General features: G+C 34.0%; 26 protein-coding genes. 22 read left to right on the top strand and 4 right to left on the bottom strand.

All coding sequences use genetic code 11. The annotated features are described in order from the left end of the window. Positions 1 to 283: 283 nt before the first annotated feature. Entirely contained in the window at positions 284 to 556 is a 273-nt protein-coding gene (locus AABM59_RS08285; RefSeq protein WP_338408497.1) for a hypothetical protein, read from the top strand. On the opposite strand, the gene gldA is transcribed toward AABM59_RS08285, so the two are convergent. Further along, positions 546 to 1,442: a gliding motility-associated ABC transporter ATP-binding subunit GldA gene (gene gldA / locus AABM59_RS08280; RefSeq protein WP_338408496.1), complete on the bottom strand. Its 897-nt coding sequence runs from the start codon at positions 1,440 to 1,442 to the stop codon at positions 546 to 548. The genes AABM59_RS08285 and gldA overlap by 11 nt on opposite strands. A gap of 139 nt (positions 1,443 to 1,581) precedes the next feature. Between gldA and AABM59_RS08275 the strand changes: the two genes are divergently transcribed. From AABM59_RS08275 to queA, 11 genes are all read left to right on the top strand, one after another. Beyond that, complete coding sequence (locus AABM59_RS08275) at positions 1,582 to 2,841, top strand: dicarboxylate/amino acid:cation symporter (RefSeq protein WP_338408495.1); 1,260 nt, start codon at positions 1,582 to 1,584, stop codon at positions 2,839 to 2,841. A gap of 36 nt (positions 2,842 to 2,877) precedes the next feature. Continuing rightward, a complete protein-coding gene (locus tag AABM59_RS08270) occupies positions 2,878 to 3,798 on the top strand; it encodes a M20/M25/M40 family metallo-hydrolase (protein WP_338408494.1) in 921 nt (306 codons plus the stop codon). Between the two features lie 371 nt (positions 3,799 to 4,169). After that, a complete protein-coding gene (locus AABM59_RS08265; RefSeq protein WP_338408493.1) occupies positions 4,170 to 4,997 on the top strand; it encodes a prephenate dehydratase in 828 nt (275 codons plus the stop codon). Next, on the top strand, positions 4,994 to 6,145 hold the full coding sequence (locus AABM59_RS08260; RefSeq protein WP_338408492.1) for an aminotransferase class I/II-fold pyridoxal phosphate-dependent enzyme: 1,152 nt from the start codon (positions 4,994 to 4,996) through the stop codon (positions 6,143 to 6,145). The genes AABM59_RS08265 and AABM59_RS08260 overlap by 4 nt, the downstream gene beginning before the upstream one ends. A gap of 60 nt (positions 6,146 to 6,205) precedes the next feature. Further along, complete coding sequence (locus tag AABM59_RS08255; RefSeq protein WP_338408491.1) at positions 6,206 to 7,075, top strand: prephenate dehydrogenase; 870 nt, start codon at positions 6,206 to 6,208, stop codon at positions 7,073 to 7,075. A gap of 76 nt (positions 7,076 to 7,151) precedes the next feature. After that, complete coding sequence (locus tag AABM59_RS08250) at positions 7,152 to 8,234, top strand: bifunctional 3-deoxy-7-phosphoheptulonate synthase/chorismate mutase type II (protein ID WP_338408490.1); 1,083 nt, start codon at positions 7,152 to 7,154, stop codon at positions 8,232 to 8,234. A 134-nt stretch (positions 8,235 to 8,368) separates the two neighbouring features. Next, a complete protein-coding gene (gene rsgA, locus AABM59_RS08245; protein WP_338408489.1) occupies positions 8,369 to 9,346 on the top strand; it encodes a ribosome small subunit-dependent GTPase A in 978 nt (325 codons plus the stop codon). A 33-nt stretch (positions 9,347 to 9,379) separates the two neighbouring features. Then, positions 9,380 to 9,832 (top strand): D-aminoacyl-tRNA deacylase, encoded by a 453-nt coding sequence (gene dtd / locus AABM59_RS08240; RefSeq protein WP_338408488.1) that lies wholly within the window; start codon positions 9,380 to 9,382, stop codon positions 9,830 to 9,832. Beyond that, the gene (locus AABM59_RS08235) at positions 9,832 to 10,158 is read left to right on the top strand and encodes a nucleotide pyrophosphohydrolase (protein WP_338408487.1); all 327 of its coding nucleotides are present in this window, start codon (positions 9,832 to 9,834) and stop codon (positions 10,156 to 10,158) included. The genes dtd and AABM59_RS08235 overlap by 1 nt, the downstream gene beginning before the upstream one ends. Positions 10,159 to 10,206: 48 nt before the next feature. Continuing rightward, positions 10,207 to 11,460, top strand: coding sequence for a 3-phosphoshikimate 1-carboxyvinyltransferase (locus AABM59_RS08230; protein WP_338408486.1), 1,254 nt, complete (start codon positions 10,207 to 10,209; stop codon positions 11,458 to 11,460). 169 nt (positions 11,461 to 11,629) lie between these two features. Next, positions 11,630 to 12,679, top strand: coding sequence for a tRNA preQ1(34) S-adenosylmethionine ribosyltransferase-isomerase QueA (gene queA / locus AABM59_RS08225; protein WP_338408485.1), 1,050 nt, complete (start codon positions 11,630 to 11,632; stop codon positions 12,677 to 12,679). Between the two features lie 51 nt (positions 12,680 to 12,730). On the opposite strand, the gene AABM59_RS08220 is transcribed toward queA, so the two are convergent. Further along, entirely contained in the window at positions 12,731 to 13,369 is a 639-nt protein-coding gene (locus AABM59_RS08220; protein WP_338408484.1) for a flavin reductase, read from the bottom strand. 147 nt (positions 13,370 to 13,516) lie between these two features. On the opposite strand from AABM59_RS08220, the gene AABM59_RS08215 reads away from it, so the two are divergent. Next, complete coding sequence (locus AABM59_RS08215; RefSeq protein WP_338408483.1) at positions 13,517 to 15,904, top strand: penicillin acylase family protein; 2,388 nt, start codon at positions 13,517 to 13,519, stop codon at positions 15,902 to 15,904. A 59-nt stretch (positions 15,905 to 15,963) separates the two neighbouring features. Here the strand turns inward: AABM59_RS08215 and AABM59_RS08210 are convergent, their stop codons facing one another. Next, positions 15,964 to 16,326 carry a cupin domain-containing protein gene (locus AABM59_RS08210; RefSeq protein WP_338408482.1) on the bottom strand — a complete coding sequence of 121 codons (363 nt, stop codon included), beginning with the start codon at positions 16,324 to 16,326 and terminating at the stop codon, positions 15,964 to 15,966. 605 nt (positions 16,327 to 16,931) lie between these two features. On the opposite strand from AABM59_RS08210, the gene AABM59_RS08205 reads away from it, so the two are divergent. From AABM59_RS08205 to AABM59_RS08175, 7 genes are all read left to right on the top strand, one after another. Next, positions 16,932 to 17,750, top strand: coding sequence for a MotA/TolQ/ExbB proton channel family protein (locus AABM59_RS08205; protein ID WP_338408481.1), 819 nt, complete (start codon positions 16,932 to 16,934; stop codon positions 17,748 to 17,750). A 75-nt stretch (positions 17,751 to 17,825) separates the two neighbouring features. Continuing rightward, a complete protein-coding gene (locus AABM59_RS08200; protein ID WP_338408480.1) occupies positions 17,826 to 18,434 on the top strand; it encodes a biopolymer transporter ExbD in 609 nt (202 codons plus the stop codon). A gap of 19 nt (positions 18,435 to 18,453) precedes the next feature. Further along, the gene (locus AABM59_RS08195; RefSeq protein WP_338408479.1) at positions 18,454 to 19,023 is read left to right on the top strand and encodes a biopolymer transporter ExbD; all 570 of its coding nucleotides are present in this window, start codon (positions 18,454 to 18,456) and stop codon (positions 19,021 to 19,023) included. Between the two features lie 33 nt (positions 19,024 to 19,056). Continuing rightward, a complete protein-coding gene (locus tag AABM59_RS08190; protein ID WP_338408478.1) occupies positions 19,057 to 19,848 on the top strand; it encodes an energy transducer TonB in 792 nt (263 codons plus the stop codon). 247 nt (positions 19,849 to 20,095) lie between these two features. Then, a complete protein-coding gene (locus tag AABM59_RS08185; protein ID WP_338408477.1) occupies positions 20,096 to 21,016 on the top strand; it encodes a substrate-binding domain-containing protein in 921 nt (306 codons plus the stop codon). A gap of 16 nt (positions 21,017 to 21,032) precedes the next feature. After that, positions 21,033 to 22,700 (top strand): hypothetical protein, encoded by a 1,668-nt coding sequence (locus AABM59_RS08180; RefSeq protein WP_338408476.1) that lies wholly within the window; start codon positions 21,033 to 21,035, stop codon positions 22,698 to 22,700. Positions 22,701 to 22,817: 117 nt separating this feature from the next. Continuing rightward, positions 22,818 to 23,450: a 7-carboxy-7-deazaguanine synthase QueE gene (locus AABM59_RS08175; RefSeq protein WP_338408475.1), complete on the top strand. Its 633-nt coding sequence runs from the start codon at positions 22,818 to 22,820 to the stop codon at positions 23,448 to 23,450. 85 nt (positions 23,451 to 23,535) lie between these two features. Here AABM59_RS08175 and AABM59_RS08170 read toward each other — a convergent pair whose 3' ends face one another. Then, positions 23,536 to 24,240 carry a class I SAM-dependent methyltransferase gene (locus AABM59_RS08170; protein ID WP_338408474.1) on the bottom strand — a complete coding sequence of 235 codons (705 nt, stop codon included), beginning with the start codon at positions 24,238 to 24,240 and terminating at the stop codon, positions 23,536 to 23,538. Positions 24,241 to 24,361: 121 nt separating this feature from the next. Here AABM59_RS08170 and AABM59_RS08165 point away from each other — a divergent pair, with 121 nt between their 5' ends. After that, positions 24,362 to 24,856: a YkgJ family cysteine cluster protein gene (locus tag AABM59_RS08165; RefSeq protein ID WP_338408473.1), complete on the top strand. Its 495-nt coding sequence runs from the start codon at positions 24,362 to 24,364 to the stop codon at positions 24,854 to 24,856. Between the two features lie 117 nt (positions 24,857 to 24,973). Then, complete coding sequence (locus tag AABM59_RS08160; RefSeq protein ID WP_338408472.1) at positions 24,974 to 26,209, top strand: FtsX-like permease family protein; 1,236 nt, start codon at positions 24,974 to 24,976, stop codon at positions 26,207 to 26,209. Positions 26,210 to 26,357 lie beyond the last annotated feature (148 nt).

Raw genomic sequence — 26,357 nt, 5'->3', positions numbered from 1 at the left:
GGTCCCTTAAAACATTAATTGAGTCTAAAATCCCATCCAGAGGAGTGTTTATTTCGCGGATAAAATTAGCATTGACATTAGGGTTGAAATTTCTTATTTTATAGAATCTAGTGATTTTTGTTTCAATAATTTTTATTAAGGTTTCTATTTTGAATGGCTTGATTAAGAAAAGATCCACGCCATCTACAATGCATTTTTCCTTTTCGCTTTCATCGTTAATAGCGGTTAAAAAAACAAAAGGAATTTGGTTAATTTTTTTCTTTAATTATTTGACGATTTCATTGTGCAAAATAAAAACTTCGAATTATTAGCGCCAACACGTTTAAATAATGTGTGTTTTACTTTAACAGGAGAACACAATCAAGAAAAAGTAAATTTATTTTTGACATATCTTAATGATAAAGGCAAAGTGTTACTGACGCCAACGGTTTACGAAAACCGCAAAGGAATTCGAGCTTCGTTTGTCAATTGGAAAACTACTGAATTAGATGTTCAAATTGCAATTGAAGAAATGAAAGCATGCATTTTGGAGTTGGGGATTAACCTCATTTCGTAATCTCCCTAAAAACCGCCTCCAGATTTTTATTTTTCTGATTAAGTTGCAGCGTTTTTAAACCGTTGGTATTGGCAAAATCAAAAACCGCAGGTCGCATATCTTTGTCTGCGTTGAAAGTCAATTCCCAAATCATATCGTGGGTATTCTTGTAGGATGAAAGATTTTCAATTTTGGCGATTAATTGTTCTTCGACTTTATAGTCAAATTCGACTTCGATAACTTGCTGTTTTTCTTCAGAAATCAAGTTGTCTAGTTTTTTGTCTGTTACAATTTTTCCGTTATTGATGATAATTACACGGTCGCAAATTGCTTCGACTTCCTGCATAATATGTGTCGAAAGAAAAACGGTTTTGTCCTTGCCCACGTTTTTTATCACGTTTCTAATTTCGACCAATTGATTCGGGTCTAAACCGGTAGTTGGTTCGTCCAGAATCAAAACATCGGGATTGTGTAATAAGGCATTTGCAAGGCCCACACGCTGGCGAAAACCTTTGGATAATTGTCCTATTTTTTTGTGGCTTTCAGAAGCTAAACCTGTCAATTGAATCGCTTCTTCGATTCGGGATTTAGCTACTTTATAGACATCGGCATTGAAAGCCAAATATTCTCGAACATACAAATCCAAGTACAACGGATTGTGTTCGGGTAAATAACCAATTGATTGTTGCACGGCTTTGACTTGAGAGTTCACATCAAATCCATTTACCGAAGCAGATCCTTCATCGGCAGCGATATAAGTCGTCAATATTTTCATTAAAGTTGATTTTCCAGCTCCATTTGGACCTAGGAAACCCACAATTTCTCCTTTTCTGACAGAAAATGAAATGTTATCTAATGCTTTTTGAGCGCCGTAACTTTTCGATATATTATTTACGTCTATTGACATGGAAATTTATTTGTTGTAAAAGTAAACAGAAAAAACATTGATTTATTGTTTTTTTAGAATCTTTGTCAAAGTTCAAAACTTTGACAAAGTGAATGTCAGTTTCATTTAGATTTCTATATTTACCTAAACTTTATAAATAATGGCAAGAAAAAACATCTCATTGGGCAGTTTCTTAAAAAATTACAAAAGTATTTTGTTGCTTTTGGGAGGAATAGTAGCAGGAAGTATGTTAGGTTTGGTTTTTGGAAAGGGAGTTGAGGTTATAAAACCATTGGGAGATATTTTTCTAAACCTATTGTTTACAGCTATTATTCCGTTAATTTTCTTCACGATTTCTTCCTCTATAGCCACACTAGAAAAAACGGAAAAACTAGGTAAATTATTCACTATCGTGATGGGTGTTTTTTTGGGAACGGTTTTGATTTCTGCTATTCTGATGGTTCTTGGCGTTTTGCTTTTTCCTATTCACCAAGATTTCATTATTTCTAAAATCCCCATAGAAAATATTCAAGGAAGTAATGCGGGTTCTCAAATCACGCAGTTGCTTACCGCCAATGATTTTTATGAATTATTGTCTCGAAAAAGTATGTTGGCTTTGATATTATTCTCCTTTTTAATAGGATTTGCCACATTACAATCAGGTGAAAAAGGGCAAAATTTCAAAAGTTTTCTAAAATCAGGAGACGAGGTGATGAAACAATTATTGCATATCATTATGAAAACGGCTCCAATAGGTTTGGGAGCTTATTTCGCATACCAAGTCGGGATTTTTGGACCGCAATTATTTGGTGCATACGCAAAACCATTAGGGCTTTATTATGCTGTTTGTGCATTTTATTTTGTGGTGTTTTTCAGTTTGTATGCTTTTATGGCTGGAGGAAGAAAAGGACTTGTGGTTTTTTGGAAAAACAATATTACCCCATCATTAACCGCACTTGGAACATGCAGCAGTATTGCCACAATTCCAGCAAATCTTGAAGCTGCTGAGGACATGAAAATTCCAAATCATATCAGTAATATTATAATTCCACTTGGTGCACCTTTGCACAAAGACGGTTCGGCGATGTCATCAATTATTAAAATAGCGGTTATTTTCGCAATGTTTGGTAAAGATTTTACGGAACCAAGCACCTTGCTTTTAGCATTGGGAATCACAGTAATCGTTTCGGTGGTGGAGGGTGGAATTCCAAACGGTGGTTATATTGGAGAAGTTTTGGCAATTACAGTTTATGGTTTTCCAATGGAGCAAGCCTTGCCGGCAGCAATGATTGTTGGAACTTTGGTTGATCCAATGGCGACTTTGTTGAATGCTAATGGCGACTTGGTTTCGGCGATGATGGTCACAAGAATTGCTGAAGGGAAGAAGTGGCTATCGGAAAGTCTACATCCTAAAAGTTAAAAATAGGGATCACTAATAATATATTTAAATTTAATTATGAAAAAAAACACCGTTATATTAGCTGCTTTTTTTGGACTTTTCGTTCAAGCCCAAGAAAAACCAATTATTCAAAAAGAAGATATCATACGAATTGAAACCGAATTAGCTTCAGATAAAATGGAGGGAAGAGCTATTTTTTCGACGGGAATTGATTTGGCTTCTGTTTTCATTGAAAATGAATTTAAAAAAGCAGGCCTTTCTTATTTTAAAGATTTAACGAATTACCGACAAGAATTTATCGCTAAAAGTAAGTCGGCAAATAATGTGATTGGCATCCTTTTGGGAAATTCTAAACCCGATGAATATGTAATTTTTTCGGCGCATTATGATCATTTGGGAGTTATAAAAAATGGAGAAGACAAAATCTATAATGGAGCAAACGATGATGCTTCGGGAACTACTGCCGTAATTGCTTTGGCAAAATACTTTAAGGAATTAAATCAAAACGAAAGAACGATTTTGTTTGTGGCCTTTACCGGGGAAGAGGTTGGAGGTTTTGGGGCGAAGTTTTTTTCGGAAAACATAGATTCTAAAAAAGTTGTAGCAATGTTTAATATAGAAATGATTGGGACAGAAAGTAAATGGGGCAAAAATTCGGCCTACATAACCGGTTTTGAGAAATCTGATTTTGGAACGATTTTACAGGAAAATTTACTAGGTTCTAATTTTAATTTCAACCCGGATCCATATCCACAAGAGCAACTTTTTTATCGTTCCGATAATGCTAGACTGGCAGCCTTAGGAGTTCCGGCTCACACTATTTCTACTTCAAAAATGGATTCAGAACCCAATTATCATAAATTGAGTGATGAGGTTTCAACTTTAGATTTAGATAACATGACCGAAATTGTGAAGTCAATCGCTATCAGTTCGCAAAGTATTATAAGCGGTAAAGACACGCCCACAAGAGTGAAATAGTAACTAGTAATTTATTTTTGTTTAACTCATAAGAATTTATTAACCGGAACACGCTCAAAAGCAGTTGCTTAAATGTAATTTTTTAGAGTCTGTTTTTAAATATTATATAATTAAAATCAGGTTTTACAGAGAATTCTTTTTTTGTTCAATAATAGTTGTCTTTTTTTTTGGTTGGCAGGAAATTATGCATATATTCGCAAAGAATTTATTGAAAAACAGAATTATAATGTTGAATAACCATTTTTATTTTAGTAACTCTTACTATTTCTTCTTTAGGAAGTAAGGATTGTCTATGGTTATTTGAAAGATTAAGAAACAAATAAAACTAATATACAATCCTGATGAAAATCAGGATTTTTTTTTGAATATTTATGAGCACAACAATTGCAATTCAAGGTATAAAAGGATCTTTTCACCATCAGGTGGCACAAGAATATTACAATCAGGACGTGGTTGTAGATGAGTGTTTATCATTTGAAGAATTGGTCGAAAGTTTGTTGTCTGGTAAAACAGACCAAGCGGTTATGGCTATTGAAAACTCGATTGCGGGGCCAATTATTCCAAATTATGCTTTAATAGACAAGAATGATTTACACATAATTGGGGAGCATTATTTAAGTATTCATCAAAATTTCATGGCTTTAAAAGGTCAGAAAATTGAGGATATTCAAGAAGTACATTCTCATCCTATCGCCTTGTTGCAATGTATGGAGTTTTTAAAAAAATACCCACACATAAAAATTGTTGAGGACAAAGATACAGCTGAAACGGCAAGGAGAATTCACGAAAACCAACTGATAGGAATTGCTGCAATAGCTAGTCAAACGGCTTCTAAGATGTATAATTTAGAAATTTTGGAGCCAGAAATACAAACTATTAATAACAACATGACCCGTTTCGTTATTATCAATAAAGCGAATTCATTTGTTGATAAAACAGAAATTAATCGCGCTTCCTTGAAATTTGAATTGAGCCACAAACGAGGAAGTCTGGCTGCAGTTTTGAATGTGATGAGCGATTGTAAGTTGAATCTAACTAAGATTCAGTCCTTGCCAAAAATTGAAACGCCTTGGAAATATTCTTTTTTTGTAGATGTGACTTTCGATAAATACGAGGATTATGCAAAAGCAAAATCTTTAATAGAAATTATGGCAGAATACTTCAAAGTATTGGGCGAATATAAAAACTCAAAACCGTGATACAAAACGCAAAACGTTTAGATATAATTGAAGAATATTATTTCTCTTCCAAATTAAGAGAAGTAAGACTCCTCGCTTCAGAGGGAAAACCAATTATCAACATGGGAATTGGCAGTCCAGATTTGCGTCCGTCACAAGCGGTTATCAATGCGGTTTCCTTGGCCATGCAGGAAGAGAATGCACATCAGTACCAGAGTTATCAGGGTTTGCCTGAATTGAGAAAAGCGATGGCTAATTTTTATCAAAATAACTATGGCGTTGATTTAAATCCAACCACAGAAATTTTGCCTTTGATGGGTTCCAAAGAGGGAATTATGCATATTTCATTGGCTTTTTTGAATGAAGGCGATCAAGTTTTGATTCCTAATCCAGGATATCCAACGTATACTTCGGTTACGAATTTAGTTGGCGCTGTACCGGTTTATTATGATTTAAAGGAAACTAATAATTGGGAACCTGATTTTGAAGCTTTGGAAAAATTGGATTTATCTAAAGTGAAAATCATGTGGATGGGTTATCCGCACATGCCAACAGGAGCAAGAGGAAGTTTGAAATTGTTTGAAAAATTAGTGGCTTTTGCCAAAAAATACAACATATTATTAATTAATGACAATCCGTATAGTTTTGTTTTGAATGATAATCCAATGAGTTTGTTGCAAGTAGAAGGAGCAAAAAAAGTAGCTTTAGAACTAAACTCTTTGTCAAAAACCTTCAATATGGCAGGTTGGCGAGTTGGAATGGTTTTAGGAAATGCAGCCTGTATCGATGCAATATTAAAAGTAAAAAGCAATATGGATAGTGGCATGTTTTTTGGAATTCAAAAAGGAGCAATTGCAGCATTAAACAGTGACAAATCCTGGTTTGAATCAATGAATGTTATTTACAACAGAAGAAGGGTTTTAACAGAGCAATTAGCCGAAAAACTAGGATGTGAAGTATACAAAGAAGGCGTTGGGTTATTTGTTTGGGCAAAATTACCCGAAGGAATCACATCGGCAGAGAAATTTATAGACGAAATATTATACGAGAAATCGATTTTTATAACACCGGGAACAATTTTTGGCAGTAATGGAGAAGGTTACATCCGCTTTGCATTGTGTGTGAACGAGGAAAAAGTACAAGAGGCAATAAATAGATTTACGAATTAAAAATTACGAATTACGAATTTGGAGGCACACAGACTTTCGACTTTATAACTTTAAGACTTTATGACTAATGTTTTTGTAATAGGAATAGGATTAATAGGCGGTTCGATGGTGTTGGATATAAAATCCTTACATCCGGAAGTTACTATTTATGGGATTGACAATAACGAAAGTCATTTGGCGGAAGCCTTGGCTATGGGAGTTATTGATGCAGTTGCCAAGCTTGATGACTTAATCAATGCTGATTTTGTAATCGTTTCCGTCCCTGTAGATGTTGCCCTAATTGTTTTACCAAAAGTTCTGGATTGTATTGGTGAGAATACAATTGTTTTTGAAGTAGGATCTACCAAAATGCCAATTTGCGAAGAGGTAGCAAATCATGCGAGAAGAAGAAATTTCATTGCTACTCATCCAATTGCTGGAACCGAATTTTCAGGACCTTCGGCTGCGATAAGAGGATTATTTGAAGGAAAAACGAATATTATTTGTGAAGTAGAAAAAACCACTTTCAAATTACAGGAAAAAGCGTTAGAATTGTTCAAAAGTTTGGGAATGAGAATCCGATACATGGATCCAAAATCGCACGACAAGCACATTGCATATGTTTCCCATTTGTCTCACATAAGTGCCTTTATGCTTGGTAAAACCGTGATAAACAAAGAAAAAGACGAGCAAGATATTTTTGACATGGCGGGTTCTGGATTCGAAAGTACAGTTCGTTTGGCAAAAAGTTCCCCAGCAATGTGGACGCCTATTTTTAAACAAAATAAGAAACAAGTTGTAGAAACATTAGAAGAGTATATTTCTAATTTGTCTAAGTTCAAAGAGTTATTGGAGAATGAAGATTACGATGCGATTTACAACGAAATGCAAAGTGTGAATCGAATAAAGGAAATATTAAACGGAATGAATGTTAAAAAGCAGAAGGAATGAAAGGATCAATTTACAGTTAAAAAATAAAAACACAATCAAATAAAAACACAATAAAAAAAATAAATAATTAGAAAAGATGGAAAACAAGAAAGAAATGAGAAATTGGTTGAACGAATTTAATTTGACTCATCCATTTGTGATAGCAGGCCCTTGTAGTGCTGAAACAGAAGAACAAGTATTGAAAATTGCTCACGCATTAAAAGATTCTGATGTGAGCGTTTTTAGAGCTGGAATTTGGAAGCCAAGAACGCGTCCGGGAGGATTCGAAGGAGTTGGAGAAATTGGTTTGAAATGGTTGAAAAAAGCAAAAGCTGAAACAGGATTGCTAATGGGGACAGAAGTGGCCACCGCTGCACACTGTAAATTAGCTTTAGAAAATGATATCGATGTTTTATGGGTTGGCGCTCGTACAACTGCAAATCCATTTGCAGTTCAAGAAATTGCAGATACTTTGAAAGGAACTGATAAAATCGTATTGATCAAAAACCCAGTAAACCCAGACATGGCTTTGTGGCTAGGTGGTGTTGAACGTTTATATGCTGCTGGAATTAAAAAGCTAGGAGTGATTCACAGAGGTTTTTCTACTTACGAAAAAACAAAATACAGAAACATTCCAGAATGGCAAATTGCTATCGAATTACAAAACAAATTCCCAGATTTGCCTTTGATTATTGATCCATCCCATATCACTGGAGATAGAAAAATGATACTTGAAGTGACTCAAGAAGCTTTAGATTTGAATTATGACGGTATGATTATCGAAACGCACAATGATCCAGACAATGCTTGGAGCGATGCTGCACAACAAGTAACACCAGAAGCCTTACTACAAATTTTCAAAGATTTGAAAGTTAGAAAAGTAAGTGGTGACACAGATGAGTTTGCTAACAAAATGACAAAATTAAGAGCAAACATCGATGTTTTGGATGCTAATTTATTAGAGTTATTAGGGAAACGTATGAAAGTAGCTGACGAAATTGGTCAAGTGAAAAAAGAGAACAATGTAGCTGTTTTGCAAAACAATCGTTGGAACGAAATTCAAGAAAAAATGATTTTAGAAGGTGGAAAAAAAGGATTGACCGAAGAGTTTATTATTAGGTTATTCAAGGATATTCACCAAGAAAGCATTGGTCACCAAGAAAAAATATTGAATTCATAAACAGTATTTTTTAAAAATTGAATCCCCATGCTTGTTTAAAGAGTTTGGGGGTTTTTTGTTTTAGAAGGGGTGTAGTGTCAAAAACTTCACACTTTTAAACTTTAAAAGAAAAACAATCAATTATCTTTGCACCTATGACAGGACTCGTTTATAAATCTACAGGAAGTTGGTACACCGTAAAATCCGAACAAGGCGATTTTATCGAATGTCGCATGAAGGGAAAATTCCGGATTAAAGGAATCAAAAGTACCAACCCTATTGCGGTGGGCGATGTCGTAGATTATGAACTCGAAGAAACCTCGGACACCGTTACAGGAACCATTTATAATATTCACGAAAGAAAGAATTATATTGTTCGAAAATCAGTAAATTTATCACATCAAATGCATATCATTGCATCAAATATTGATCGGGTTTTTCTTTTGATTACTATCAACAATCCGCCAACAACTCCTAATTTTATTGATCGTTTTTTGGTAACAGCCGAAGCCTACGGAATAGAAACCGTTTTGGTTTTCAATAAAATAGATACTTTTGACGACACTACCCTTGATGAACAATTGTATTTGCAATATATTTACGAAAATATTGGATATAAATGCCTTTGCGTATCTGCCAAAGAAAGTAAAGGAATCGACAAACTTAAGGAAATGATGATTGGAAAAGTGAGTATGTTTTCAGGGCATTCTGGCGTGGGAAAATCTACTTTAGTCAATGTAATGGAGCCATCTTTACATCTAAAAACAAAAACTATTTCCGAAGCAAGCAAGCAAGGGCAGCATACTACGACTTTTGCCGAAATGTACGATTTGAGTTTTGATGCTCGAATAATTGATACGCCGGGAATAAAAGGTTTTGGGATTGTCGATATGGAAAAAGAAGAAATCAGCGGCTATTTCCCAGAGTTTTTCAAGTTGAAAGACCAATGTAAATTTAATAATTGTTTACATAAAGACGAACCGAAATGTGCTGTAAAGGAAGCATTAGAAAAAGATGAAATTTCATGGTCACGCTACAATAGTTACCTGAAAATCTTGGAAGGCGACGACGAGAATTACCGAACAGATATTCATAATGAAGGCCGAATTATTAGCGATAAAACAAGAGAATAATTAAGGCAAAAGCCATTAATAAATTAGCCAAAAGTGAAAACCGTAATTCAAAGAGTTTCTTCCGCTTCCGTAACTATTGATTCTGAAATTGTAGCTGATATCCAAAAAGGATTGCTAGTTTTAGTCGGAATTGAAAACGCTGATAATCATGAAGATATTGATTGGCTTTGCCAAAAAATTGTAAATCTTCGCATTTTTGGAGATGAAAACGACGTTATGAATTTGTCTGTAAAAGATATTGATGGCAATATAATTGTAGTAAGCCAGTTTACCTTGCAGGCTTCTACAAAAAAAGGGAACCGCCCTTCCTATATCAAAGCAGGAAAACCCGAAATTGCCATTCCGCTTTATGAAAATTTTGTGCAGCAATTAGAAATTGAACTTGGTAAAAAAGTGGAAACTGGAGTTTTTGGTGCCGATATGAAAGTGAGTCTTTTAAACGATGGCCCCGTTACAATAATAATTGATAGTAAAAATAAAGAATAATGGATTTAAAAAACTCCCAACTCGAAGTAGATAATTGGATCAAAGAACACGGTGTTCGTTACTTCAACGAACTCACAAATATGGCACAACTTACCGAGGAAGTAGGCGAAGTAGCTAGGATTATTGCGCGTCGTTACGGAGAACAATCAGAGAAAGAAAGCGATAAAAACAAAGATCTTGGCGAAGAACTTGCCGATGTGGTTTTTGTGGTTTTGTGCCTGGCCAACCAAACTGGAATCGATTTGCAAGCGGCTTTCGACAAGAAAATGGACTTGAAATCAATTCGGGACAAGGACAGACACAAAAACAATGAAAAATTAAAATAATTTAAATCTCTGTGTATCTTTGCGCTTCTTTGTGAAATAATTTAAAAAATGAATTTACTACTACAGCCTTCTATTTGTAAACCAAAATCAGCCATTTCAATAACCGGTTCAAAAAGCGAAACCAATAGATTGTTGTTGTTGCAAGCTTTGTTCCCCAACATTGCAATAGAAAACATATCCAATTCCGATGATAGCCAAGTAATGCAAAAAGCATTGTCTGTCAGCCAGGAAATTATCGATATTCATCACGCCGGAACGGCGATGCGATTTTTGACCGCTTTTTTTGCCGTACAAGAAAATAGAACGGTGACTTTGACGGGTTCTCCAAGAATGAAAGAAAGACCAATCAAGATTCTGGTAGATGCTTTGCTACAATTGGGAGCCAAAATTGAATATTTGGAAAACGAAGGTTTTCCGCCAATAAAAATCACGGGGCAAAAACTCTCTAAAAACAAATTTTCTTTACCGGCAAGCGTGAGTAGCCAGTATATTTCGGCACTTTTGTTGATTGCGTCAAAACTTGAAAACGGAATCGAATTGAGGCTGGAAGGCGAAATAACCTCTGTTCCTTACATCAAAATGACTTTGGCTTTGTTGAATGAAATTGGAGTTGAAACATCCTTCGAAGGAAATAAAATTATTGTTACTCCGAGCGTGTCATCCCGAGCACAGTCGAGGGGACAAGACCCAATACCACAAACCCTGACAGTAGAAAGTGATTGGTCATCCGCTTCTTATTTTTATTCCATCGTGGCTTTGGCCAAGGTAGAAACTGAAATTACATTGTCGAGTTATAAAGAAAATAGTTTGCAGGGCGACTCTGCTTTGGCGGAGATTTACAAAAAAATGGGTGTCGAGACTACTTTTTATAGAAACAAAATAACTTTGGTGAAACAACCCAACTTTAAACAGGAGACTCTAAACTTAGAGCTTAATAAAACTCCAGATATCGCCCAAACTATAGTTGTGACTTGTCTCGGACTAGGAATTGGTTGTCATTTAACAGGACTTCATACCTTAAAAATTAAGGAAACAGATAGACTAGAAGCCTTACGAATTGAGTTGACAAAACTAGGAGCGAATATTTCCGTTACTAACGATAGTTTAACTTTAGAACACTCTAACATAATTAATCCTAACATAAAAATTGGCACTTACAACGATCACAGAATGGCAATGGCATTTGCACCATTAGCATTAAAAGTTCCTATAATTATTCAAAATGCCGAAGTAGTTTCTAAATCCTATCCTGATTTTTGGAATGATTTGAAAAATTTGGGTTTCGAAATGGCGGAAATATAAACGCTCCTGGAGAAAACAACCTTTGTGACTTGGCGTCTTTGCGGCAAAAAGGAAAATAAACGTCGAAACACTTGACAACGCCTATCTCACAATCGTATATTTGCGCACGATTTAAAATTATGAAAGATAAAACGCATAATTTATAATTCATAACTCATAACTTTCTCATATGAAATTATCACATTTTCAATTCAATTTACCAAAAGAACTTCTTGCAGAATATCCATCTGAAAATAGAGACGAAGCACGTTTAATGGTTATTGATCGCAATAAACAAACTATTGAGCACAAAACATTTAAAGATGTTATCGATTATTTTGATGAAGGCGATGTCCTAATTTTGAATAACACTAAAGTTTTTCCAGCCCGTTTATACGGAAACAAAGAAAAAACAGGAGCAAGAATCGAAGTTTTTTTATTGAGAGAACTAAATGCAGAACAACGTCTTTGGGATGTATTGGTAGATCCAGCTCGAAAAATACGTATTGGAAATAAATTATATTTTGGAGACGATGATTCATTAGTAGCCGAAGTCATAGACAATACAACATCACGTGGTAGAACATTACGTTTTCTTTACGATGGTTCTTATGAAGAATTTAGAAGTAAATTGACCGAACTTGGAGAAACTCCAATTCCGAAATACATTAGCAGAGATGTAACACCAGAAGATGCGGATCGTTACCAAACCATTTATGCTAAGGAAGAAGGAGCTGTTGCAGCGCCAACTGCAGGATTGCATTTTTCGAAGCATTTAATGAAAAAATTAGAAATCAAAGGAATTAAATTTGCCGAAGTTACCCTTCATGTTGGTTTGGGAACCTTCAATCCTGTTGAGGTTGAAGATTTATCAAAACACAAAATGGATTCTGAAGAATTAAAAATCACCCAAGAAGCCTGTGACATTGTCAATGACGCAAAATTAAACAAAAGACGAATTTGTACTGTTGGAACCACCTCCATGCGTGCCGTTGAAAGTTCGGTTTCATCGCAACGAACATTGAATCCTTTTGATGGTTGGACAAATAAATTTGTTTTTCCGCCTCACGATTTTAGTTTGGCAACTTGTATGATTACAAATTTCCACACACCAAAATCAACTTTATTAATGATGGTTTCAGCTTTTTGCGGGCATGATTTAATGAAAAGAGCTTACGAAGAAGCAATCAAAGAAGAATACAAATTCTATTCTTACGGTGATGCGATGTTAATCATCTAAAAGCGTAAAAATATTAATTCACTAAATCTCGTCAGCAATGACGAGATTTTTTTATTTAAAAAACGATTTTGTTGGCTTGTCTTTTCTCGCATACTGAAAACGATCCACCAATTTAGGCAAACAATATCCGTCGAGACCGTTTAGCGCAATTACATTTCCTTTGTCAATTTGTAACCAACCATCTTCATGTTGTAAATTTTCATCAAAAAACAGATTTTCAATCGAAGCTATAACATGAATTGTGTCGTTTTCTTTAATATAATATTCATTTACATATTTGCAATGCAACTGAACAGGACTCCCTTTCACGAAGGGAATTAGGATGCCTTTTTTATACTCTTCTTCTAGTTTTGTTTTATCAAATTCAGAAATTCCCAATTCATAATTTGCCGATGTATGGTGTGCATCTTCAATCATGTCTAAAGTAATGTGATTGACGGTAAAAAAGCCAGTTTCTCTAATGTTTTTATAAGTGTCTCTAGGAACTGTTGTTGGGCGCATAATAAATCCAATTAATGCGGGCTCACTTCCTAAATGCGTAACACTGCTAAAAATGGCTACGTTTGGCTTTTCGTCTATTGATTTTGTGGCGATTAGATTGGCCGATTTATATCCCGTGCAAGAATTAATTAAATTTAATCGTTCTATTTTTTCCATTAGGGAAATGCTAGCTTTTGAAATGTGTTTCATCCTGAATTTATTTAAAGCAAAGATAACTTTGTTTAGCGATATTATAAATAGATTAAACGTAATAATTTAGTTTCTCAAAAATATTGGATAGAAATAGTCCAAAAAAACTTTTATATAATATATATTTGTGTATAAAATTTATTTCAAATGAAAATTCTAAAAAAATCTCTTCTTGTCATTTTATCATTGATAGTTCTTTTTGCCATTGCCTTTGTGGGTTATGGTTTTTACTTAAAACCTACTTATGAAGGAGAGCATAAACTCAAGAACATTCAAAAGGAAACTACGGTTTATTTTGATGATTATGGGGTTCCTCATATTTATGCCAATTCCCAGAAAGATGCAATGATAGCGTTGGGATATGTTCATGCCCAAGATCGTTTGTGGCAAATGGAATTGATACGGCGCATTGCTCCGGGAAGATTGTCAGAAATGTTTGGTTCCAAATTATTGAAAGCAGACAAGTTTTTTGCTGGTTTAGGAATTGATAAATATTCCGAAAAAGCAATTGCTAACTTCGATAAAAATTCCGAAGCATATCAACTTGCTATGGCTTATATTGATGGCGTAAATCAATACATGGAAGATGGAAAAACGCCTATTGAGTTCCAAATACTAGGATTGAAAAAAGATAAATTTACTTTAAAAGACGTTTATAATATTTTTGGCTATATGGCTTTTAGTTTTGCCCAAGCCCAAAAAACAGATCCTTTAATGACTGATATTCAACAAAAATTAGGGGCCGATTATTTAAAAGATTTTGGTTTAGAAGGTTCGTTGGGGATAACTCAACTAAAAAACTTCGATGGGAATACCATTGAATATGCTGAAATTTCAAAATCAATAGCCAGTTTGCTCGATAGTTCTCCAGTCCCCGCTTTCATAGGTAGTAACAGTTGGGTTATAGCTTCTAATAAAACAAAAAATGGCAAAGTAATTCTAGCTAACGATCCGCACATTGCTTTCTCTCAACCTTGCACTTGGTACGAAGCCCATATTGTCGTACCAAATTATGAAATTTATGGTTATTACTTAGCCGGAACCCCATTTCCCCTTTTGGGACATAACCGCAATTATGCTTATGGCATAACGATGTTCGAAAATGACGATATCGATTTGTTTCAAGAAGAAGATAATCCAAACAATAAAAACCAATACAAAACTCCCACAGGATTTCAAAATTACAAAATTCGCAAAGAAACTATCAAAGTGAAAGACAGTTCTGATGTGATTTTGGAAGTTAAAGAAACACTTCATGGCCCAGTAATGAATGGTTTTTTAGACGGAATTAACGGAGCGAAACCCGTAACTATGTCGTGGGTTTTTACCCAGCAAAAAAATCAAATGCTAGAAGCAGTTTATTCACTTTCACACTCTAAAGACCTACCTGATTTTCGAAAAGGAGTTTCTTTAATCGCGGCACCAGGATTAAACATAATGTATGGTGATGCCAAAGGAAATATAGCCTGGAATACTTCAGGGAAGTTATATAAATTAGATGAATCTGTAAATCCAAATTTCATTCTAAACGGTACAAATGGCATCGATGATAAGAAAGAATTTCTTGATTTTTCTAAAAACCCTCACGCCATAAACCCAAGTTGGAATTATGTGTATTCTGCAAACAATCAACCCGAAGCTGTTGACGGTTATTTGTATCCGGGATATTATTTGCCGCAAGACCGCGCCAAAAGAATTTTAGGATTATTAGAGCCCAAAAACAATTGGACAAAAGAAGATGTAGGTAAAATGATAAATGACAATACTTCTTCGGTTGCGCCAATTGTGGCTAGTAATTTAATTTCAGCGTTAGATTCAAAATCCCTTTCACTCAATGAAAAACAAGCAATTGAAATCCTTAAAAAATGGAATGGTTCCAATGATTTAAAAGACATCGCGCCAACAATTTATAATAAATGGATTTACAATTATTTAAAAAACACATTCCGGGACGAGTTAGGGGAAGCTAATTTTAAAATGCTTTTAAGCACGCACATTATCAAACAAATTATTGCTCCGCAAACTAAGAATGAAAATTCGGTTTGGTGGGATGATATTAGCACAAAAAACAAAAAAGAAACTAGAAATGAAATCCTCAACAAATCGTTTCACGGAGCCATTGCGGAACTTGAAAAACAATTGGGAAATGATCTAAATTCTTGGACTTGGAACCGAGTTCATACATTAGAACATCAGCATCCTTTGGGGAAAGTCGCACTTTTAAAAGGAATTTTTAATGTTGGTCCTTTTGAAGTTTCAGGCTCAAATGAAGTGATTAACAATTTAATGTTCAATTTTGCCGACAGTGGCGAATATGTAGTAAATGGTGGACCATCAACAAGAAGAGTTATTGATTTTTCAGATATTGAAAACAGCATGAGTATTTTGCCTACAGGACAATCCGGAAATCCGTTTAGCAAGCATTACAACGATCAGGCGGAAATGTATGCGGATGGAAAATTTAGAAAAATGAAATTGAACAAGGAAGAAATAATCAAGACTTCGACGGAATTAATTTTTAGACCAATGAAATAGTTTTCAATGGCAATGGCAAAATTCAATATAAATTTTCGCCATTGCCATTGATGTTGAATTTACTCCTCCCGATGCACTTTCGTAAAATCAAAAGCTGGAATACAAATTGCCATATATTCGCACGGTTCTTCAAACGGATTTGAATATTGAACGCGTGTATTTTTTTCTATTTTTATGGATTGTCCCGCTTTAAGGATGACAATTTCACCTTCTATAATAAATTGTTTTTTGCCAGAAATAATATAAGTATATTCTTCAAACTCGGGAGTTTGATACGGTTCTTTCCAAAGCGGTGGGGCAATCATATGTGCTATTGAAATAGCTGGATTGTTTGTGGTTACAATTCCATGATGTTCCTCGATGAGTTTTCCATCAGTTGTAGGAACCACAAAAGGCGATTTTTGAATCAGGTATTTTTTCATTTATAAGGATCTAATTGATGGACGTCTTTTGTTTTTCTATATTCTTAAGCTATACGCTCATAACCCCATAAGCAACAGGAATAAAGGTAGTATTTGTCAATGCTTTTATCACATTTTACTTATTATCATTTTAAGGTTTTTAATGGGGTTTTTAAGAGTGTGTCAATTAAAGCTAAGCTTTAAGTATCGCTCCACCAAGGGCAATACCCTCTCCTTTTGGAAGATAGCTTTTGGTAATGTGTTGGATTAATTCTTCTTTTCTACCCATGATAAATTTGAATTAAAATGCAATATATTAATTTTATTTAAAAAACCGAAATTTTTTACTCTTACAAAATGGGGTTTTATTTAATTTAAAAACTATCTTTAAGAGAATTTTTTGGATAAGTATTTAAAATAGGAGCTTGTTTTGTTAGAAATATTTATTTTTCAGAACATTTTCTGATATAAATGCAAAATAGGCAGGTTATTTTTTTATTTAGGATAAAATTAACTGTAATAAAATATAAAAAAGTTTTTTTATTACAACTAAAAATATAAATTTGCGCCTCAACAAGTTTATTAAAACAAACAATAAATTATTAAAACTATTAAAATTTAAGAAAATGGCAAACGTTAAAAAAGAAAGTGGTTCAGGTTTAGCAGGAATGATTTCATTAATCATTATCATATTAAGTATTTTTACTGGATGGTTAGTATGGAATTTTATAATGGGAGATGGTTCAAATTTTGAAGGAGGAGTAAATACAGGCCACCCAATTCCAGGAAATTACTTGGCAATGGTTTACAAAGGAGGTCCTATTGTACCTGTTTTGATGGGATTGCTTTTAATGGTAGTTGTATTTTCAATTGAACGTTTTGCAGTAATTTCTAAAGCTGCGGGTAAAGGAAATCTTGACCAATTCATGAAAAGCGTACAATCAAGTGTTACTTCAGGTGATATTGATGGTGCCATTGTTGCTTGCGACAAACAAGAAGGTTCTGTTGCAAATGCAATTAGATCAGCATTATTAAAATACCAAGACGTGAAAAAAGAAGGATTGGATAGCGAAGCTGCTGCCGAAACAATTCACAAAGAAATAGAAGAAGCTACTTCACTTGAAATGCCAATGTTAGAAAAACACATGACTATTCTTTCAACATTAGTTTCTTTAGGAACTCTTGCGGGACTATTAGGAACAGTAACAGGAATGATTAAAGCGTTTAGTGCTTTGTCTGCTGCTGGTTCCCCGGATTCATCTGCACTTGCAAACGGTATTTCTGAAGCACTTATCAATACCGCTACAGGTATCTCGACTTCGGCTTTAGCAATTATTGCTTATAATTTCTTTACTTCTAAAATTGACACTTTGACTTATTCTATCGATGAGGCTGGTTCTACTATCGTGAATACATACAGACACTACAGAGGTACAAAAAAATAATTACTAATATTTATCAGAAATCAGCGTTATAGTAAGTATAACTCTGATTCCTGATAAATTTAAATATAAAACTTAATGGCTGTAAAAATGTCCAAAAAATCGTTGTCTACCGATATGACGGCGATGTGTGATGTGGCTTTTCTTTTGCTTACTTTTTTTATTTTGACCGCAACTGCCAAAATACCAGAAGCATTGCCTGTAGATACGCCGCAATCAACTGTGCAAACCAAATTGCCTGAAACGGATTTGGCTACTTTGACCATTGGTAAAGGGAAAGTGTTTTTTGACTTGAAAGGAAGAGAAATTCGCAAAAAAACTCTTGAATTGATGGGTGAAAAATATGGTGTCGATTTTACACAAGATGAAAAAAATGAATTTGCCTTGATGGAAGGTTTTGGAGTGCCTATTTCAGGTCTCAAAAGCATCATTGCAATGAAGAGTTCTGATAGAAGTAAAGCGGATCAACCAGGTGTTCCAAAAGATTCACTTGACAATCAATTAGCGGACTGGGTTCAAAATGCCCGTATTGCAAATATAGAAGTTAATGACAAAGAATTGCAAATTGCCATAAAAGGAGATCAAAAAGAGGAATATCCTGCGATTAGACAAGTTATGGATATTTTGCAAGATCAAAAAATCAATAGCTTTAGTTTAGTTACTGGTTTGAGAGCAATAGAAAAATAATTAAAAAACACACACTAAAATGGCTGAATTAAATACAGGCGACGGTGGAGGCGGAAAAGACAAAAAAGTAAGAAGTAAAAAACAAAACTCCAAAGTAGATTTAACTGCTATGGTAGATTTAGCTTTCTTATTGATAACTTTCTTTATGCTTACTACTACCTTGTCTAAACCACAATCAATGAATTTGGGGTTGCCAGATAAAGATGATAAGAATACTAAAGACAAGGATATCAAAGTTGACGAAAACCGTACAATGACGATATTATTGGGAGACAACGACAAGTTGGTTCGGTATGTAGGTTTGTTGGCAACACCTGTTGCTGGTGGAGCTCCAAAAAACTTTACTTATGGTAAAGATGGAATTCGTACGGAGTTGTTTTCAAGAAAAAAATCTGTTTTGGCTTATTCAACAGCAAACGGAAAACCTAAAAACGGAATGATTGTAATTATTAAACCAAGCAAGAAATCAAATTACCGTAACCTGGTTGATATATTGGATGAAATGGCTATTGTTGATGTGCCTACTTATGCAATTGTTAATGAATATACGCCAGAGGAACAAAAATTGTTAGAAGGAAAAAAAGAGTAATCGGATTTCCCAATAACCTAATAATTAAGAAATATGAAATTAGATATATTAAAAGACCAATGGCTTGAAATTGTATTCGAAGGACGCAACAAAAAGTACGGGGCTTATGATTTAAGAAAAACAATTACTAAGAATGCTTTTAGAGCATTTTTAATTGGCGCATTTGTTTTTGCGTTTGCGGTTAGCATTCCAAAATTATTAAGTTTTCTTCCCGATTCTTCAGATGATAATGAAACATTGAACGTAAAAATCACGACGGTAAAAATGCCGCCTAAAGAAAAACCGAAAGAAAATCTACCACCACCTCCACCACCACCACCAAAAGTAGATCAAGTAAAATTTGTGAAGCCAGTGGTTGCAAAAGCAGAGGAAGTGGTTGAAGAAATTGTTGTTATTAAAGAAATTAAACAGAAAAAAATTGGCGCTGAAACTATAAAAGGAGATCCAGATGCTGTTTTAACTGTTGAACCTGTAGGAACTGGAGTTGCAGCTGTTGTAGAAGAAGACAACACCGTTTACAATACCGCCGGTATTGAGGTAAAGCCGGATTTCCCAGGTGGGATGAGTAAATTTTATAAATATATTGCCAATAATTATCGTACTCCAGAGGAGGAAGGTCTTAAAGGGAAAGTGTATATTACTTTTGTAGTTGAAAAAGATGGTTCATTAACTGATATCAAAGTACTTAGGGATATTGGTTATGGAACAGGGAAAGAAGCTATTAGGGTTTTAAAATCTTCACCAAGATGGAGTCCAGGAGAGCAAAACGGAAAAAAGGTAAGGTGTACATTTAGTTTACCAATCAGCATTCAATCTGCCGATTAATGTTTCAAAATTATTTATATAATTTTAAGAAGAAATCGCCCAAAGAGCGATTTCTTCTCATTATAGGAATTTTGTTTTTTTTAGTATATCTTTTCATGGGTATTACTGTTATTTTTTGGGATTCAATTTTTCCAAAAAACTTTCCAATAGCCATGTCGCCAACTTATAGAATGGCTTTTGGTCTTATTCTTATTGTTTATTCCTTCCTAAGGTTTTTTAGATTTTTTAATTCAAATAAAGATTAGTTATGTCTAAAATTAAAAAACTTTTTATTCTCGTTTTTGTTGGATTCTTATTCGTAATGTGTAACCAAAAAGACAAGAAAGACACCGATAAAGAATCTATATTGAAAGGATCCGTAACCATTTTGGTGGACGAAACCTTAACGCCAATAATGGAAGATCAAGTTGCTGCCTTTGAAAGTAATTATGAAGTAAAAGTTAAAATAGTTGCCAAATCAGAATCAGAAATAATCAATTCCTTGTTTATTAAAAAATCAGGAATTGCAGTTTTAACAAGAAATTTAACGGTCGAAGAAAATAAAATATTTGCCCAAAAAAAAATTACTCCAAAAATCACTAAATTTGCCACAGACGCTATTGCTTTTATTTCAAACAAAAGGAATAAAGACACTATAATAGAGGTAAAGGCTATAATAGAATTTATGCAGGGGAAACCAAGTATAAAAATTAAAGGTTTGGTATTTGACAATCCAAATTCAAGCACAGTAAATTATATGAACTCATTGGCTGGAATAAAATCAATTCCAGAACAGGGCGTTTTTTCATTTAAAACAAATGAAGAAGTAATAAAATTTGTTGCTCAAAACGAAGGTATGATTGGAATAGTGGGTGTAAATTGGTTGACGCAACCAATGCCAGATATGCAGCGTTTTGTAAATGATGTAAACATTTTAAGCGTCAAAAGTCTTACTGGCACAAACTATTATGACCCGAGTCAAAACAATATTGCTGAAGGCAAGTATCCTTTGGTACGTGATTTGTATATCATTAATGGGCAAGGGTATTCAGGCCTAGGAATGGGCTTTGCATCTTTTGTTGCTAGTGATATTGGACAAAGAATAATTTTGAAATCTGGATTATTGCCAATAAGAATTCCAGGAAGAAAAATTAATATTAGAAATAAAATTAATAATGACAATGAATAAATTAAAAAAAGTTAAGATGAATAAATTTAAAATTTTTAGCCTTGTTATGCTGGCTTCAGTATCTTTTAGCAATGCACAAGATTTAAATCAAGCAATAAAAGCAATAGATGCAGAACAATTTGAAAGCGCAAAATCGATGCTGAAATCGATCGTTCAAACAAAATCAGATGATGGGAAAGCTATGTTTCTTTTAGGGAATGTATATCTTACACAAAGCAATAAGGACTCTGCCAACATTTATTTTCAAAAAGGAATCTTATCTAAAGACGACGGAAACTTTAATTACATAGGTTTAGGTCAGATAGATTTAGACAAAGGTAACCTAGCAAATGCTCAAGTTTATTTTGACTTGGCTACAAAAAAGCTAAGAAAAAAAGACATTGAGGAATATGTTTATATTGGCCGAGCCTATATGAATGCTGAAAAACCAGATTATAAAAAAGCACTTTTAGTTTTAGAAAAAGCTAAATTAATTAACCCGATGGACGCACAAATACAATTGGCTCTTGGAGATGCTTTTTATGGTGATAAAAATCAAAATGAGGCTTATGCAGCTTATAGAAATGCCTTTCAAGCCGATAACACCTTGATTAGAGCAAAAATGCAATTAGGAGTTTTGTTAAAAGGAGCTAAATCGTATGACCTAGCCTTAAAATCATATAACGAAGTCATAGATTTAAACCCTAATTACGGCCCAGTTTACAGAGAATTAGCTGAAACCTATTATAAATGGGGAAGAAACAAGCCTTCTAAATCTGAGGAATACATGAAAACAGCCATTAGGAATTATGAAAAATACCTTAGCCTTACAGACTATTCCTTAAATTCTAGAATGCGTCATGCTGATTTTCTTATTCTTGTAAAAGATTATAAAGCACTTGAAATCGAGGCAAAAAAAATGACAGAATTAGACAAGGTTAACCCTAGAATTTTTCGTTATTTAGGATATTCTGCATATGAAAACGGTAATATTGATGTTGCTATTAAATCATTGGAAAGTTTTACTTCAAATTCTTCGAACAAAATAATCGCTAAAGATTTTTTATATTTAGGCTTGGCCAAAATTAAAAAAGGAACAAGTGTCGATGGTTTTTCAATTGATTCAACAGCATTGAATTTGGGGTTAGTGGATATAAAAATATCAATCGAAATGGAGCCGTTGGCCGTTGAAGATTTAAACGAAATCGGTGTAAATTTGTTTAGTAAAAAATTATATAATGAAGCAGCCTCTATTTTCGAATTAGGTATAGCAAATAAAGAATCTAAAAATTATCTTGACGATAATGTTTATTATGGATTGTCTATTTACTACAGCAATATTCAAAAAGACGTAGTGCCAAATCTTGTTAATTTACAAAAAGCAGACGTAGCTTTCGAAAATGTTTTAATTGCCTCTCCTTCTTATTTTGATGCTTATATCTACAAAGCCAGAATCAACAGATCGCTTGATAATGATGAGATGATGGTTAAATATTATGAAGAATATGTAACAAAAGTAACTGAAAAAGGAGCTGAAGAATTAGCAAAACCAGCAATAATAACTAAATTTATTGAGTGTTATAATAATATTGCTGCAAGTTATGCCAATACGGATAAAGTCAAAGCGATTGAATATTTCAATAAAACGCTAGTGCTTGATCCAACAAACGATTATGCTACTAGATCATTGGAAATGCTGAAATAGTCCCTTTTTTCATACTAAACCGATAGTTTCAAAAAAGCTATCGGTTTTTTTATGCCATTACTTTTATCCTTAATCGTAAATCCCAAATTCACTATCTTTGCCATTCAAATTGAAAAAATGTTATCAAAAGAAATACAGTTAGAAGTTAATAAAGGCGCAATGCTTCCGTTGATGGAAGAATTCTATACCATACAAGGAGAAGGATTTCATACCGGAACTGCGGCTTATTTTATAAGAATTGGCGGTTGTGATGTGGGGTGTCATTGGTGTGATGTAAAAGAAAGTTGGAATGCCGAATTGCACCCGCCCACAAGTATAGATTTTATCGTTGCCAATGCTAAAAAAAATGCAGATACCATTGTGGTTACTGGAGGAGAACCTTTGATGTGGGATATGACCTTGTTGACTCAAAAGTTAAAAGAGCAAAACCTAAAAGTGCATATCGAAACATCGGGAGCTTATAAGTTGACAGGAGAATGGGATTGGATTTGTCTTTCGCCAAAGAAAAATAAATTACCAACACAAACTGTTTATGATAAAGCCCACGAGTTGAAAGTCATCATTTATAATAAACACGATTTCATTTTCGCTGAAGAACAAGCCTCAAAAATCAACAAAAACGCCATATTATTCCTCCAACCTGAATGGAGTAAAAAGGAAGAAATGACGCCGCTTATTGTAGACTATGTAATGAATAATCCAAAATGGCGTGTTTCTTTACAAACACATAAATATCTGAATATACCTTGATATGAAATTCTTTTAATTATATGTTATTTATAATAAACGAAATCGCAATTTCTTCTAGATCTAGCATTTACTTTTTTCTATTTACCTAAATCGAAAGCTTTGCCAAATAATCGAAATGTTCTCCTTCTAGAATCAATTCGCATTCTAAACCATTAGCAAAAGCTAAATTTTGTAAAGTATTATAATCGAGGTAAAGCCAAGGAAAGGTTTCTTCGATTTCATTTTTATAGAAAATAGTAAAAGTTAATTCACCATAATAACCATTGCCCGGAATCCATTTTCCTCCATCTTCATCATTATCAAACATATAAATTATATCCGAGGAATCGATTAGAATTTGTCCGTTTGGATTTAGTAGACTTTTGAGTTTTTGCAAAAAGCCAGGTGTTTCTTCTAATGTGCCAAAAATCCCCGTGCCATTCATTAACAATAAAATAGTATCGAATTTTTCGTTTTCTAATGTCATTACATCTTGAACTTTGGCATTTTTTAAACCACGAAGATTACAGACTTCAATCGCTTTTGGCGAAATGTCTATAGAAATCACTTCAAGATTGCGATCATTTTGCAATGTCAAACTATGGCTTCCTGCGCCACAACCCACGTCGAGAGTTTTTCCTTTGGAAAGCTGCAATGCTTTTTGTTCCAACTTTGGCATTTCGTCATAAGAACGAAAAAGATAGGGAACACTCATTTCATCCGCTTCAGAAATGGAAGTTTCAGTAATTAAATCTTCGGGAGAATTATTAGTTTGAAAATCGAGTATGGCTTTTCCGAAAAGGTCTTTCATAGTCATTGCAAGGAACGAAGCAATCTGTCCTTAATTTTAATGTTAATAATATAGAAGTTGTTTACTTTTGTGGGCTAAACTTGACCCGAGCGAAAGCAAACGGGTGTAGCAAACCTGAAACTTGAAACACATTATAAACGCACTTCCTAAAGAATCCAAAGATAAGCATATCGAAAACAAAAAGTATTTTGATAAGCTAAAAAAGAAAACACCCAAGAATTTAGATTATATAATGCGGGATTTGCACGACACCGAATTCAAAAAAACGGATTGTTTAAAATGTGCCAATTGTTGCAAAACGACTGGGCCATTATTTACTTCGGCTGATATTGAGCGTATTTCAAAACATTTGCGACAAAAACCACAGCAATTCATCGACCAATATTTGCACATTGACGAAGACAAAGATTATGTGCTTCAAAGTGTTCCTTGTACTTTTCTAGATAGTGATAACACCTGTTTCATTTATGATGTTCGCCCAAAAGCCTGTCGTGAATTTCCACATACGGATAGAAAAAAGTTTCAGCAAATTACTGATTTGACATTAAAAAATGTAGCGATTTGTCCAGCAGCTTTTAATATTGTCGAAGAAATGAAAAAGAAAATCCCTTTATAAATCCATTCTTTAGTATACATCAATCAAGATATCATAATTTTTAGCTTTTATTAAGTAGCAATACATCTTTATGCTGTATTTTTGGCATAATCAAATCCTTATAGATACTTTATCAAATTGAATTTAGAATATTTCATAGCCAAACGACTCATATCTGCCAAAGATTATAAAAGCAGTATTTCTGCACCAATAATAAAAATTGCTATTTCGGCCATTGCCATCGGAATGATTATGATGATTGTTTCGGTTGCTACTGGAATTGGATTGCAGCAGAAAATCCGTGATAAAGTTTCCGCTTTCAACGGTCATATTATTATTTCCAATTATGACAACAATCAATCCGAAGTTACGCTAGTTCCCATTTCAAAAAATCAAAATTTTTATCCAAATTTCAATTCCGTTCCCGGAGTAAGTCATATTCAAGCCATTGCAAGCAAAGCGGGAATCATCAGAACAGCAACAGCTTTTGAAGGAATAATATTTAAAGGAGTTGGCGCGGATTATCAGTGGAATAATATTAAGGAATATATTGTTTCAGGTAAGTTGCCTAATTTTTCAAAAAATCTCAATCAGGAAGTTTTGATTTCTCAATTCCTTGCCGACAGGTTAAATCTCAAGGCAGGCGATTCTTTCAACACCTTTTTCATCAAAGAAAATCAAAACCAACTACCAAATATTAGAAGATTAAAAATCACAGGAATTTTTAATTCTGGATTTCAGGAATTCGACGCTACTTATATAATAGGGGATATTCGGCACATTCAACGCATCAATAAATGGCGACCAGATCAAGTTGGAGCTTTCGAAGTTTTTGCAAACGATTTCACCAATATCAAATCCATTGGCGAACAAGTTTATGAAAAAACGTCGTCAACGCTGGACACCAAAACTATAATCGAAAAATATAGTTATATTTTCGAATGGCTAAAACTCTTCGATTTCAATATCATCATTATATTAGTAATAATGATTCTTGTCGCCACTATCAATATGGTTGTGGCATTATTGGTACTCATTCTCGAACGTACCCAAATGATAGGGATATTAAAAGCATTAGGCTCGAATAACTGGTCAGTCAGAAAAATATTTCTTTACAATGCTTTTTACCTTATTGTAAGAGGACTGTTTTGGGGAAATCTAATTGGTATTTCTTTATTATTGATTCAGAAATATTTCGGAATCATCAAACTCAATCCCGAAAATTACTACGTCAATCAAGCGCCAGTTTACATCAATTTAGATTATATATTGTTGCTAAATCTACTCACGATTACCGTTTGTTTCCTTGTTTTATTAATTCCGTCTTATATAATTACCAAAATATCTCCCGTAAAAGCCATTCGTTTCGATTAAACTTCAATTGTCCTTGCTAGAAACAAAGTAATCAGGAGCTATTTTCCTTACCCGAGGCTGAAAGCCGAACGGGCCTCAATCCAATACAATCTCTTATGAGCCGAACCTCGGCTCATAAGAATTTTGCTACTATCAGTGCTAGGGGAGT

Source organism: uncultured Flavobacterium sp. (genome assembly GCF_963925185.1).
In the GTDB taxonomy this organism is placed as follows: Bacteria; Bacteroidota; Bacteroidia; order Flavobacteriales; family Flavobacteriaceae; genus Flavobacterium.
This window is presented reverse-complemented; position numbering and strand designations above follow the sequence as displayed.